The sequence below is a fragment of the Actinokineospora diospyrosa genome (genome assembly GCF_024171925.1).
Classification (GTDB): domain Bacteria; phylum Actinomycetota; class Actinomycetes; order Mycobacteriales; family Pseudonocardiaceae; genus Actinokineospora; species Actinokineospora diospyrosa.
Genome location: NZ_JAMTCO010000017.1, coordinates 63,916 through 76,648 on the forward strand (window position 1 = coordinate 63,916; position 12,733 = coordinate 76,648).

Below are 12,733 nucleotides of genomic sequence, written 5' to 3' on the forward strand. Positions count from 1 at the left end.
AAGTGGCATGCCACCCAGATCCACGCGAGTCGTCCCCGCACTCGCCGTAGCCGCGATCCTCACCGTCACCGCCGCGGCGGTGCTGTTGCTCAACAAGAACCCCGAACCACAAACCCAACCGTCGCCACCACGGCGCACGCTCATCGAAGCCGAGGGCTGCGCCCGCCCAGAAGCCGACTACCCCACCACATACGTCGGCGAGCAGACCGGCCCCATGCTGCCCACCGACCTACCGGACGCGGTGTGGGTGTGCCCCCTGCCGGACAACATCAACCTGCGCGAGATGGTCGCACGGGACATCACCGACGAGGCAGCCGAAGTACTGTCCACAGTGAACTCCCTGCCCGCCCTACCCGCCCAAACCCCCAACAGCGCCTGCACCCTCGCAGGCGGCTACCGCTTCGACCTGGTCTTCCACTACGGCTACTCCCGCCACGTAGTCCAAGCCGACACCGGCGGCTGCGGAGTAGTCCACTCGGAAGGCCAGTTCCGCCTCCGCGCCGCACTCCTCTTGCCCTATACCCACCTGACGTAGCGGCATTCTCGGGCCTGCGCACCTCACCCCAGCCACCGGCAAACCCGGGGGTGAGGTGCGCCCGCCCACCCGGAGATCGCTGGTGCCATCCCAGCACCTCGACTCCAACCCACCTGAGCAACCCGCGCTCCCCAAGCCGCCGGTGCCAACCCCAGCCTCCGTCAGCCCTGCCCCAGCCCACCTGATCAGCCCTTGGACACTCGGACCCAGCCGTTTCAGCCCGACTCTGCCGACAGGTCCGCCCCAGCCCACCTAGCCGCCCCCTGGACACCCGGAAGTCGCTGGGTTCTGCTCGCCCCGCAAGATCATCTGCCGCAGGAGCCCCCGATACACAGCCTATTAACGGATCCCGACAAAACCGGGGCAGCAACCACGGCCTGTGGACAACAGAACACGTTATGGACAACCACCCGGCCAGCCCCGGACACTCGGACCCAGCGGTGCCAACCCGCCCCCGCCAGGTCCGCCCCAGCCCACCTACCCAACCCCCGGACACCCGGAAGGTCCGGTGCCATCCCAGCCCGCCCTCGTCAGCCCTGCCAACCCAGCCCCTGGACAGTCGGACCCGGCGGTGCCAACTGGCCTGCCGTCAGGTCCGCCCCAGCCCACCTACTCAGCGCCTGGACAGTCGGACTCGCTGGTGCCAAGTGCTCGATGGGGTGGACCTGTTTTGTGTGGGGGGACGGCACCCGTAGCGTTTCCACGCGGCAGGGCCAGTCTTTTCGGCCCCTGCTTTGCGGTTCTGCCACGGGTGTCGTAGGGGCCCCGCACAAAACAGGTCCACCCCATCGAGCAAAGCTCGAAAATCGCGGATCGGGCCCGATGTTGCCGCTAGGCAACGAGGCGTCCGATCCCCGGGTCGCCGAGGTCGCCGCCAGGCGACGAGGCCGACCCCATCCCTTCCCCCGCACCCCCAGCAACGGCTCACGCCAAGATCAACCTGACCGAAAGCCCCCAAATACACAGCCTACCGAGTCGCACCGACACAACGGCAGCAGCGAACAACGCCCCGTGGACAACAGAAGCCGTTGTGGACAACCAAACCACGCACAACCAGCCCCGCAAGATCAACTACACCAAGAGCCCCCGATATACAGCCTACCGAAACAGCCCGACACAACAGAAGCAGCAACCGCACCCTGTGGACAACCACAACCATTGTGGACAAGTCGGCACCAAAGCCATCCTCACAACGGGAATCGAGCACCAACCGAACACGCCCGATCAACCATCATCGCGATTCGTCCGGAGCATCAGACCACCCCGCGACAAAGCGAGCGCCACCAGGCAGATAAGCATCCAAGACCTTCAGGGCCCACTCGGTGGACTCGCCGTGCGTTCGGCGCACGAGGTGGAAGGCGAGGCCGTCGATCAGGGCGTGCAGGTGGTCGACGGCGACCTTTCCCTCGGAGCCGAGTGCTGCCGCGGCGGAGGTGCAGACCTCGCGGACGACGGCGTTGACGGAGTTGAACGACGAGCGCAGGTCCGGGTCGGTCATCGCGGCGGCGCCGAGGGCGAGGGTGACTTCCATCTCGACGCGGCGTTCGTCGTCGAGGGGGAGCAGTTCCAGCAGTGCGGCGTGGGCCCAGCGCGGGCCGCCGGGGGGTTCGGGGATGGCCGCGACGCGCTGTCGGAGGCGGTCGACGAGGGTGTCGACGGCGCGTTCGCGGACGCTGGCCTGGGTGGGGAACGTGTAGCGCAGCGAACTGGGCGGCAGGTGGGCCTCGGCGGCGACGTTGCGCACCGACAGGGCGGTCAGGCCGTCGCGGGTCAGCACCCGCCACGCCGCTTCGACCACGGCGCGGTCGCGTTGCTCGGGGTTGATCCTCCTGGGCACGGCGCCATTTTCGCACAGTCGTGCGAACACGGGTACGCTCGTACTCGCACAGTCGTACGAAAACGAATGGGGTGCGCGATGGCATGGGCGGTCCTGCTCGTCTCCGGGGTGCTCGAAGCGGTGTGGGCCACCGCGCTGAGCGCCTCGGACAACTTCCGCAAGGGCAAACCGACGGCGCTGTTCGCAGTGGCGTTGGTGGCCAGCTTGGGCGGCTTGGCCTTCGCGATGACTCGGTTACCTACGGCGACCGCCTACGCGGTGTGGGTCGGCGTGGGGGCCGTGTTGACCGTCCTCATCGCCGTGGCCCGCGGTCAGGAGCGGTTCACGCCCGCACGCGCGGCACTGCTGGCGGTCCTGGTCGGGTGCGTCGTCGGGCTCAAGGCGGTGGGCTGAGATGCCCTGGATCGTGCTGATGATCAGCGCCGCGCTCGAAGCGGTGTGGGCCACTGCCCTGGGGCACACCGACGGCTTCACCCGGGTCGTACCCATCCTGCTGTTCCTCGTCGCGCTGGCGCTGAGCATGGCCGGACTGGGGTTCGCCGCTAAACACATCCCCATCAGCACCGCCTACGCCGTGTGGACAGGAACCGGCGCCGCGTTGACCGTGACCTGGGCTGTCCTCACCGGTGAGGAGACGGCGACCGCGGTGCGATTGCTGCTGTTGGGCGGAATCGTCGCCGCGGTGGTCGGGCTCAAGCTCATCAAGCCGCCGCCGACACCCGCGCCGCGCTGACTCCTCGGCACGGTTTCAAGATCAATCGTTCGCAAGACCCCCTAATACACAGGGTACCGAGCGGAGCCGACAGGGTGGGAGCGCGAACAAGGGCCTGTGGACAGCCCGAGCCCTTGTGGACAACTGCCCACGAGCACGCGGCTCAACTGCGCTGAGAAGGATGCGGTGGCGTCACCCTGCACGGACGCCACCGCATCCGCCCGCCTCTACCGCTCCGCGAGGTATCTCGTCGCAGCAGCGCGGAGTCGGTTGTGGACACCGTCGAACGCGGGGGGCGTGACGAGGTCCTTGGCGATCTTGGCGAGCATGGTGTAGTTCGTGTCGACCACGTTGCCCGCTGGGGCGAGGGCCGTTTGGCTGACCAGTTGGTACGCGTCGAGCGGGTCGAGGCCGAGCAGGTCGCCGGTCCACCCGACCAGGTCGTGCTGGCTGATCCGGAAGGCGTCCTCCAGCGGCCGCGCCGTGCCGGTCGACATCAGGTACCGGTCGTCCTCCAGGCGGGGCCACGGGCACGGCACGCCCTTGATCAGGTCCACCACGACGACCGTGGACATCGCCGCCTCGACGGCGGTGCCGCAGACCTCGCCCTCCCCCTGGCGGCAGTGCCCGTCACCCAGGGAGATCAGCGCGCCCGGCACGTTCACGCCGAAGTACGCCGTGGTGCCCGCGCGCATCTCGGGGGTGTCCATGTTCCCCCCGTGCGCCCCCGGCGTGATGCTCATGATCACCTCGTGCGCGGCTGGCGCGACGCCCACGGTGCCGTGCATGGGGTCCAGGGGGAGTTCAACGCTGTAGTCGCTGGCGCGGGCGGTGAACCGGCACACCCAGCGGTCGACGTCGACCTCGTAGCGCCAGACCCGCTCGGGGAGGGGGTCGTGCAGCATGGCGGTGGTGTGGGTGGCGGTCAGGGCGCCGAAGTGCGGGAAGGTCGAGGAGATCGCCCAGTCGCGGCGGGGGCGGATGTCGACGAAGTGGACGGCGACCGTGTCGCCGGGTTCGGCGCCCGCCACCGCGATGGGGCCGGTGACGGGGTTGAGGTACGGGAACTGGCAGACCTGGCTCGGCAGGTCGTCAACGCCGCGCACCGCGCCGCCGAAGCAGTCCTCTGTGGAGAGTTCGACGATCGTTCCGGGTTGGACGGTCAGTGCGGCCGCGCGGCCACCGAAGGCGTAGGCGGGCTCGGAGTGCAGGCGCTCAACCCTCACTTGTCCTCCCCGGCGATGCCCGCGAGCACCGGTCGGCGGCCGGTGAGCAGCAGGCCGATCAGCACGACCGCGCCGATCCCGAGCCAGACGAAGCCGAGGGCCTGCGCGGCGACCTTCGCGTTGATCACGACGTAGGCCAGGATGCCGAAGCCGATGACCGGCGCGACCAGGTGCTTCCACCAGTCGCGGCTGCGGGAGCGGATGACGTAGTGCACGACGACCGAGACGTGCAGGACCAGGAAGGCGGTCATGGCGCCGAAGTTGACCAGCGAGCTCAGCAGCGTGATGCCGTCGTCGCGCGACTGCATGTACAGGCCGAGGGCCAGCGACACGCCAGCCACCAGCAGGGTCGCGTTGACCGGCACCTTGCGGGTCGGGTGGACCTTGGCCAGGAACTTGGGCAGCTGGCGGTCGCGGGCCATGGCGTAGAGCAGCCGGGAGGTCGCCGCCTGGGCGACGAGCGAGTTGGCGAAACCCCAGGACACGGCGGTCGCGGCGGCGGTCAGCACGGCCAGCCAGCCACCACCGGCGACCCGGGCGGCGTCGTAGAACGAGGTCCCGGCCGCGTCGCCGTTGGCGATGAGTCCGGCCGGGTCGGGCACCAGCAGCGCGGCGACCCAGGTCTGCACGATGAACAGCACGCCGGTGACCAGCAGCGCGGCCACCATGGACCGGCCGATCGCGCGCGCCGAGTCGCGGTTCTCCTCGGCCAGCGTCGAGATGCCGTCGAAGCCCAGGAAGCTGAGCACCGCGATCGACACCGCGCCGAACACCAGCGCCCAGGAGAACGTGCCGCTGTCGAACAGCGGGCTGAAGCTGAAGCCCCGGCCCTTGCCCTGGGTCAGCGCCACGACGCCGATCACGATGAAGATCGCCAGGATGGCCAACTGGGCGACCAGCATGACCCGGTTGACCTTGGCCGTCATCTCGATGCCCAAGAAGTTGACCGCCGTGTTGAGCACGACGAAGGCGACCAGCCACAACCACACCGGGATGGCGGGCAGCAGCGAGTTCATCGCGATACCGGCGATCAAGTACAGCAGGCTGGGCACCAGCACGTAGTCGAGCAGGATCATCCAGCCGGACAGGAAGCCGACCGGGGAGGCGATGCCGCGCCCGGCGTAGGTGTAGACCGAGCCCGCCATGGGGAACGCCTTGGCCATCTGGGCGTAGGAGTTGGCGGTGAACAGCATCGCCAGCATGCCGATCGCGTAGGCGAGCGCGATCATGCCGCCGGAGCCGGAGAACACGCTGCCGAAGATGCCGAACGGCGCGATCGGCACCATGAAGATCATCCCGTAGACCAGCAGGTCCCGGAAGCCCAGCGTGCGCCGCAGTTCCTGGGTGTAGCCGTAGCGGCCGAGCCCGCCGTCCTCGCTCATCGTTCCTCCAACATCGCCCGTGGTGCGCGAAGCGTAGAGCGATTGCTTCCATTTGAAAATAGTTCGGCGACGACCGGTTTCCGCCACCGCGGTCGCCCACCTCGGCCATCCGGGTGACGGCGGTGGTGAGCGGGGCCACATCGCCACCCGTCCGGTGTAGGTCGCCGGGGCCCGGGGTACCTGCTCGGTGAACCAGACCGACCGGCGGAGAAGAGGACCATCCCATGTGGATCGCGCTCGCCATCCCGTTCGCGCTGATGCTCGGTGCCGTGGGCATGCAGAGGCTGGAACCGCCCGCCCTCGCCCCGGCCACCTCCGACGACCCCTTGCAGCGCACCGATCTCTGACCCGATCACCCGCCGCGTCCTCTGTGGATCTTCCAGGGGTGCGCCGCCGGGGTTGAGACCCCGTCCGCGTCCTGCTTGCCCGTGGTGACAGGGCCGGTGTTCGACAGGCCCGAGCAGTGCCGGGCGGGACGCACGGACGACTACCAGCTCGGTCACCTTCCTCGATCAGCCCACGCGCGAACTGCGCCGCGCGCCGATCCCATCATCTCCGCGACCACCGGGATCGCCAGTTCGCTGTTCTCGGCGGGCCAACTCGACCCGTGTACTCGCCTTAGGCGGTGGTTCGGGATCGCGTTCACCTGGGACCCCAGGTTCCCCGCTTACTTCAACCTGGCTCGAGCGGGCGAGCGTCGACTCAGAGCTGCAGGTCGCGCAGCAGGGTCGACAGCGCGGTCACCGTCTCGGCGCTGAGCCGCTCGACCAGGGTGCGCTCGTGCGCGGCCGCGAGGGCCTCCAGCCGGTCGAGCTTGGCGCGGCCGAGTTCGGAGATGTGCACCGACACCCGGCGGCGGTCCTCGGTGGACTGGGTGCGGTAGGTCAGCGCCGAGTCCACCAGGGCGTCGACCAGGCGGGTGAGGGTGGGGTGCGGGATCTCCACCGTGATCGCCAGCTCCCCCATGGACCGGCCGTCGGCGGCGGCCAGGGCGCGCAGCACCCGCCACTGGTCGACGGTGGTGGTCTCCTCTTCCAGGGCGGTGCCCAGGTCGCGGGCCAGCGCCCGCTGCGCGCGGGTCAGCAGGTCGACCAGGTCGGGTACCTGGGTGTCGCGCTGACCAGCCATGACGAGCCTTTCGCCGGGAGACCTCTCGGCGAGCATACTGTCCGGTCATGGACTCCACCTCGGTCGTGCGCGCGGTCGTGCGGGACCGGGTGGAGGTCGCGCTCGCCGGGCCGGACCCGGCGGTGCTGCGGATCGGGCTGCTGCTGCCGCTGTCCGGGGCGCTCGGCCTGACCGGCCCGTCCGGCCTGATGGCGGCGGCGCTGGCGGCGACCGAGCTGAACTCGGCGGGCGGGGTGGTCGGGCGGGCGGTGCAGCTGGTGCTGCTGGACGCCGGTCGGGCGCCCGCCGAGGTCGCCGCGGACGCGGGGGCGCTGGTCGGGTTGATCGACGCGTTCGTGGGGTTCCACACCAGCGACGTGCACCGGGCGCTGGAGGTCGCGCTCGGCGGGCGGGTGCCGTACATCTTCACCCCGCCGCACGAGGGTGGCGGCCGTCGGCCCGGGGTCGTGCTGCTCGGCGACAGCCCGACCCGGCAACTGGCGCCCGCGGTCCGCTGGCTGGTGTCGCGCCGCGGTGCCCGGCGGTGGGCGCTGGTGGGCAGCGACTACATCTGGCCACGGGCGGTGCACCGGGCGGCGGCGGGGATCGTGCGCGGGTTGGGCGCGCAGGTCGTGTCGCGGCGGCTGGTGCCGTTCCCGGGGAGCGGGATCGACGCGGAGGCGATCGTGGCCGGGTTGGGTCGGGAGCGGGTGGACGCGATCCTGCTCAGCCTGGTCGGCCGGGACCTGGCCCAGTTCAACCGCGTGTTCGCCGCCTCGCCCCTGGCCAGCCGGGTGGTGCGCCTGTCGGGTTCGCTCGAGGAGAACGGCCTGCTGGCCGCGGGCGGCGACGACACCGGCGAGCTCTACGCCGCCATGCGCTCCTTCGCGGGCCAGGGCGACGACCGCCGCCTCGCCCTCGCCGAACGCCACCACTCCCTCTTCGGCGACACAGCCCCCGTCCTCGACGCCTACGCCGAAGGCTGCTACGACGGCGTCCACCTCGCCGCGACACTGGCGGCCACCCACTCGCTGACCGCGCTGCTCGCCCAACCCGCCACCACAGCCCTACTCCACTCCGGCGACCTCACCCCCTGGTTCGCCGCCCCCCTCGGCCCACCCCGCGCAGGCGGCTTCCTAGCCCGAGCCACCGGCCTAGACCTGACCGTCATCACCCCACTCCCCTGACAGCCTTCAGCTCGCCCCGCCAGGAGCTTCTACTCGCCCGCTTCTGTTTCGCCGCTTTCTCGCCCGCCCTTGCTCCCCCGCCAGGCGGCCCTACCGCTCTCCGCTCTCCCGCGCGCGGGTCGGGGGCGCAGCCCCCACCCTCTCCGGGGGGCGACCCCGGTGCCAGTCTACCGGGGTGGGGCAGAAGTCGATCTTCGAAAAGGGGCGTGGAGATCGACATGTGGATAACTTTTGTCGCTGGGACGGGTGAAAGTCAGGCAGACCTGGGGGCTGTGAGCTGGAGAAATGGGTGCGGGTTGCCAGCAACGGGAGCCCGCGGGCGAAGTCGCCAGCAACTGATCAACTACGGGCGGAAACGGTGCCCTCGCAGGCGAGATCCGACCACGGCTGCCCTCACCTGACTTCAACGACGCAACCCGGCATCCTCCGCGATAAGACCACTTCCGCCCAGCACGCGCCGCAGCCCAAGAGCCACCCCAACCACTCCCCGCGCGCGGGTCCGGGGCGCAGCCCCCACCCTCTCCGGGGGGCGACCCCGGTGCCAGTCTACCGGGCCCCACCGACAGTCGATCTTGGGAGACGGCGGCGAAGATCCACATGTGGATAACTTTTGTCGCCTGGACGGGTGAAACGCGGGCGAGGGTGGGGGCTGTGAGCTGGGGGAATGGATGTTGGACCGCCCGCAGCGGGGTCTGCGGGCGAAGTCGTCCGCAGCTGATCAACTACGGCCGGAAACAGCGCCCGCGCGAATGAGACCCGACCGCAGCAACCCTAGATCGCGGACTTCGACCACGCGCCCAACGCAGGGGAACCGCACTGCCGCGATAAGACCATTCCACCCAGAACGCGCGGCAGCCCAAGAGCTGCCCCAACCAGGCTCCCCACGCGCGCGGGTCGGGGGCGCAGCCCCCACCCTCTCCGGGGGGCGGCCCCAGGGCCAGTCTACTAGGCCCCACCGACAGTGGATCTTGGAAGCGGGCTCCAGAAGATCGACATGTGGATAACTCTTGTCGCTGGGATGGGTGAAAGTTGGCCAGGGCTGGGGGTGGCGACCTGGGGAAAGGGGGCAGTGGTGGCGAAAGGGAGGCCAGCGGAGCGAGGAGGGGAAGAGAGCCCGGGCTAGGCGATGCCTGCGCGTTCTTCGAGGCGGGCGATGCGGGCCGACAGGGGGGCGAGTTCGGCGCGGAGGGTGGCGGCGATGTCTGGGGTGTTGGCGCGGAGGTGGACGTAGCCGGCTAGGGCGGAGAGGACGGCGGTGCGGGTGGTGCGGAGGTCGACGCCGGCTTGGCGGAGGGCGAGAGCGGCGGGGGTGTCTTGGTCGGCCAGGAGGCCGAGGAGGAGGTGTTCGCAGCCGACGTAGTTGTGGCCGTTGGCGAGGGCTTCGGTGACGGCCAGTTCCAGGGCGGCGGCGGCTGTGGTGCCGAAGCGGGTGGCTGGGGTGTCGCCTGTGGACAGTGGTGGGGCGATCGCGGCCGGGTCGGTGCCGAGGGCGCGCAGGACCTGGATGGCGAGGTTGGTGCCCTCGGCGAGCAGGCCGTGCAGCAGGTGCTCGGCGCCGACCTCGGGGACGCCGTCGGCGCGGGCGCGGGTGATGGCCAGGGTGACCACAGCTCTGGCGCGGTCGGTGAACTGGGTGAGCGACGCGGTGGGGTCGGTGCCGAGGTCGCCGAGGGCGGTGGCGCGGATGGCGGCGATCCGGCGGACCGACTGCTCCAGCGCGCGTTGGCAGATCGCCGAGAGCGGAACGCCCGCTTCGCGCACGGCATCGGCCAACTCGTCCGGGAGGTACACATTCACCTTTGGCATACCCCCATGTATAACCCCTGCTGGGGTTACAGGTCAAGTACGGCATTTCCGCCACACGATCGGGTGGCAGGAAAGGGCGATTTCCGCGGTGATCCGTAGGGTGGGGCCGCACCGCGTGGAAATGCCGCGACAATGCCGGGGGCCCGCGTGGGGAAATCCCAGTCGAGGAGCCGCCGTGATCGCGACCGCAGTACTGTCCGCCGTCCTGCTGGCCGCGCTCCCCGCCCCGGCGGAGGCGTGGCCGCGGCTGAGCATCACGGTGGACAACACGGCGGCGTCGGCGATCGCGGGCGAGCGGCTCACCTACACCCTGACCCTGCGCAACCTCGGCGCGACCGCGGTCGACGACTTGGCGCTCACCCAGAGCGTGCCGACCGGACTGCGGTTCGACACGGCCGACCCGAGCGGGACCGCGGGCGGCGCGGCGGTCGAGTGGTCGGTCGACCTGGCCGCGGGCGGCGCGGCGGTGTTCCGCTCCACCATGACCGTGGTCGGCGACGAACGGCCCCGGGTGGCGACCACCGCGTGCGCGCGCACCGACCTCGACGGACCGCCGGTGGTGTGCGCGTCGCACTCGGCGCGGGTGGTCGCCGCGGCCGCCGAGTCCTGGGTGACCCGCAACCGCTGGTACATCGCCGGTGGGCTGATCGTGGCCGCCGGGATCGCCCTGTTCGCCAGGCGCAGGCTGTCCTGGCGCGACGAAACCGACTGACCATCCGATCGTCGACCGTGGTTGCTACTTTCGGGAATGCGCCGGTCGGCGGCATCGATCGGTTCCCGGCGACGACGTAGTCGGCAATGTCACACTGCCACTTCTGGTCAGCGAAAAGCCGAACAAGCGGCAAACCGTGAGTAGCCGGGCGCGGGTCGGTGGACACGGCAGGAGCAATGCCACGACCACCACCCGCACATTCAGTGAAGAGACCCGGCGATTTCGTGCGACATTGACCGAAATGTCTGTTGATCTTGATCCCCATCCGGCCCAGCGCAACCCCCGACCGGCTCGACGCGCTACCGTGGCGCCGCCGAGAACCCAGTAACAGCAACTGGTTCCGGGCGACTCAGTGGTAGTCGCGTGATCATCGGGGGATGGCCGAGGGGGATGGACATGGATGTCGTTGTGCCCGCGCACAACGAGGAGTTCGGCATCACCGCGTGCCTGGACAGACTCGCCGGGTCGACCCAGGTGAACAGGGTCGTGGTGGTCGCGAACGGATGTGGTGACCGGACCGCGGAACTGGCGCGCGCGCACTTCAGCGCGCCCATCGTGATTGAGGTCGAACAACCCGGAAAAGCAGGCGCTTTGAATGCGGGCGACGCGGTGTGTGTCGAATTTCCGCGAGCGTATGTAGACGCCGACATCGAACTCGACGGCGCCGATCTCGACGCGCTGGCGGTGGCCGCGGGCGAACCGGGCGTCGAGGCGGCGATCCCCTCGGCGCGGCTGGACCTGAGCCGCTCGTCCTGGCTGGTGCGCCGCTACTACGCGGTCTGGCAGCGGCTGCCCGCGGTGCACAGCTCCTCGGCCGGGCGCGGGGTCTACGTGCTCGGCCGCGACGCGCACGACCGGGTCTTCCCGCTGCCGCCGGACCTCATCAGCGACGACGGCCACGTCTCGCGGCTGGTGCCCGACCGCGCGGTCGTCGACGGCGCGACGGTCACCGTCACCGCGCCGCGGGACCTGCGCAGCCTGGTGCGCAGGCGCCAGCGGGTGCACAGCGGCAACACGCGCATCCAGCAGAGCAGCGCGGCGGGTGCGGGGTTGGCGACGGTGCTCGGCCTCGTGCGCACCCGGCAGGCCTACCTGCTCGACGTCGCGGTGTTCGTCGGTGTGACCCTGCTCGCGCGGGTCCTGGTCAGCGCGCGCCGCGGCGAGGTCGGCTGGGGTACCGACCATTCCAGTCGGACCGCGGTCCGCGCCTGACCCGGAATCGTGCCGAGCAGCGGAATCGACCGGCAAACAGTCCATTGAGGAAGACCGGAATCGAACCCGGCGCCCCGACGGCTACCAGCGCGGTCGAGCGCGACCATTTGTCGGGATACACCCAATCGGCGCTGACTGGCCCCGTGGGGTGCTGCTAGCTTGGGTTTCGGAAGGCATCTGGGGAGATCAACCACCGAAACCCGCGGCACAACGACCGGTAGGCACGGCCATTTCCGTGAATGCCGGGCGTCGCCGCGCGGAGATTCGCAGGGCGAGCAGCACACACCACTGGGAGGACAATCGTGTCTTCACGAAGGCTGCCTTGGCACGAGCAGTCTCCACACCGGCCGTCGGCGCGGGGGGCGCTCACCGCGCTCGTCGTCGGCCTCGGCCTGCTGGCCGGGGTCGGCGCGGCGGCACCAGCGCTGGCAGCACCACCAGCGCACTCCGCGCCAACCGCACCGGCCTCGGTCACCTCGACCACGTACACCAGCGGTTTCGAGGGCGGTGACTGGGAAGGCTGGTCACCGGAGGACGGCGGCAACACCCGCGGCTGGTGGATCGACCACAGCACCGCGCAGGCGCACGGCGGCAGCCAGTCGCTGAACTACCAACTGGATGGCACCTGGGACAACGGGACCATCTGGATCGAGAAGCAGTTCACCGCCCCGTCGGGCACCGCGGTGCCGGTGACGGTCACCTACTGGGCCTGGTCCCCCGCCAGCGGCGGCCCCGGCGCCGGGTACTGGCTGACCACCGCGTCCATCAAGGGCACCGACCACGACCTGGGCGCCACCGCGTCGAACCCGCCGTGGGACGGTCTGGGCAGCTGGGACATCACGCCGGAGCACTACTACGGCGGGTGGCACCAGTACACCGACACGGCCACGGTCAACACGATCGCCTCGGGCGGCACGGTGAACGTCGCCATCGCGCTGCACGCGAACTTCGAGAGCAAGCGGGACTTCCTGCACTTCGACGACGTGTCCGTCACCATCGGTTGATCCTGGGGGAAAC

Annotated in this window: 13 protein-coding genes; 8 read left to right on the forward strand and 5 right to left on the reverse strand. The window is 70.1% G+C overall.

The genetic code is table 11. The features are described from left to right. The first annotated feature begins 7 nt into the window (after positions 1-7). The gene (locus LV75_RS30060; protein ID WP_253890735.1) at positions 8-535 is read left to right on the forward strand and encodes a hypothetical protein; all 528 of its coding nucleotides are present in this window, start codon (positions 8-10) and stop codon (positions 533-535) included. A gap of 1,231 nt (positions 536-1,766) precedes the next feature. Here the strand turns inward: LV75_RS30060 and LV75_RS30065 are convergent. After that, complete coding sequence (locus LV75_RS30065; RefSeq protein ID WP_253890736.1) at positions 1,767-2,372, reverse strand: TetR/AcrR family transcriptional regulator; 606 nt, start codon at positions 2,370-2,372, stop codon at positions 1,767-1,769. 78 nt (positions 2,373-2,450) lie between these two features. Here LV75_RS30065 and LV75_RS30070 point away from each other — a divergent pair, with 78 nt between their 5' ends. Both LV75_RS30070 and LV75_RS30075 read left to right on the forward strand, forming a co-directional pair. Then, complete coding sequence (locus LV75_RS30070; RefSeq protein ID WP_253890737.1) at positions 2,451-2,765, forward strand: DMT family transporter; 315 nt, start codon at positions 2,451-2,453, stop codon at positions 2,763-2,765. Position 2,766: 1 nt separating this feature from the next. Further along, positions 2,767-3,105, forward strand: coding sequence for a DMT family transporter (locus LV75_RS30075; protein WP_253890738.1), 339 nt, complete (start codon positions 2,767-2,769; stop codon positions 3,103-3,105). Between the two features lie 206 nt (positions 3,106-3,311). Here the strand turns inward: LV75_RS30075 and LV75_RS30080 are convergent, their stop codons facing one another. After that, complete coding sequence (locus LV75_RS30080; RefSeq protein WP_253890739.1) at positions 3,312-4,310, reverse strand: acetamidase/formamidase family protein; 999 nt, start codon at positions 4,308-4,310, stop codon at positions 3,312-3,314. Next, the gene (locus tag LV75_RS30085; RefSeq protein ID WP_253890740.1) at positions 4,307-5,692 is read right to left on the reverse strand and encodes an APC family permease; all 1,386 of its coding nucleotides are present in this window, start codon (positions 5,690-5,692) and stop codon (positions 4,307-4,309) included. The genes LV75_RS30080 and LV75_RS30085 overlap by 4 nt, the downstream gene beginning before the upstream one ends. Before the next feature lie 224 nt (positions 5,693-5,916). On the opposite strand from LV75_RS30085, the gene LV75_RS35210 reads away from it, so the two are divergent. Continuing rightward, entirely contained in the window at positions 5,917-6,039 is a 123-nt protein-coding gene (locus LV75_RS35210; protein WP_301320071.1) for a hypothetical protein, read from the forward strand. Between the two features lie 355 nt (positions 6,040-6,394). On the opposite strand, the gene LV75_RS30090 is transcribed toward LV75_RS35210, so the two are convergent. Further along, a complete protein-coding gene (locus tag LV75_RS30090; RefSeq protein WP_253890741.1) occupies positions 6,395-6,820 on the reverse strand; it encodes a MarR family winged helix-turn-helix transcriptional regulator in 426 nt (141 codons plus the stop codon). Positions 6,821-6,867: 47 nt separating this feature from the next. Here LV75_RS30090 and LV75_RS30095 point away from each other — a divergent pair, with 47 nt between their 5' ends. Continuing rightward, a complete protein-coding gene (locus tag LV75_RS30095) occupies positions 6,868-7,986 on the forward strand; it encodes a substrate-binding domain-containing protein (RefSeq protein ID WP_253890742.1) in 1,119 nt (372 codons plus the stop codon). Between the two features lie 1,119 nt (positions 7,987-9,105). Here the strand turns inward: LV75_RS30095 and LV75_RS30100 are convergent. Beyond that, positions 9,106-9,792: a type II toxin-antitoxin system CcdA family antitoxin gene (locus LV75_RS30100; RefSeq protein ID WP_253890743.1), complete on the reverse strand. Its 687-nt coding sequence runs from the start codon at positions 9,790-9,792 to the stop codon at positions 9,106-9,108. A 175-nt stretch (positions 9,793-9,967) separates the two neighbouring features. Here LV75_RS30100 and LV75_RS30105 point away from each other — a divergent pair, with 175 nt between their 5' ends. From LV75_RS30105 to LV75_RS30115, 3 genes are all read left to right on the forward strand, one after another. Then, positions 9,968-10,504 carry a DUF11 domain-containing protein gene (locus LV75_RS30105; protein WP_253890744.1) on the forward strand — a complete coding sequence of 179 codons (537 nt, stop codon included), beginning with the start codon at positions 9,968-9,970 and terminating at the stop codon, positions 10,502-10,504. Between the two features lie 396 nt (positions 10,505-10,900). Continuing rightward, positions 10,901-11,716 carry a glycosyltransferase family 2 protein gene (locus LV75_RS30110; protein ID WP_253890745.1) on the forward strand — a complete coding sequence of 272 codons (816 nt, stop codon included), beginning with the start codon at positions 10,901-10,903 and terminating at the stop codon, positions 11,714-11,716. A gap of 302 nt (positions 11,717-12,018) precedes the next feature. Next, entirely contained in the window at positions 12,019-12,720 is a 702-nt protein-coding gene (locus LV75_RS30115) for a hypothetical protein (protein ID WP_253890746.1), read from the forward strand. The last annotated feature ends 13 nt before the right edge of the window (positions 12,721-12,733 follow it).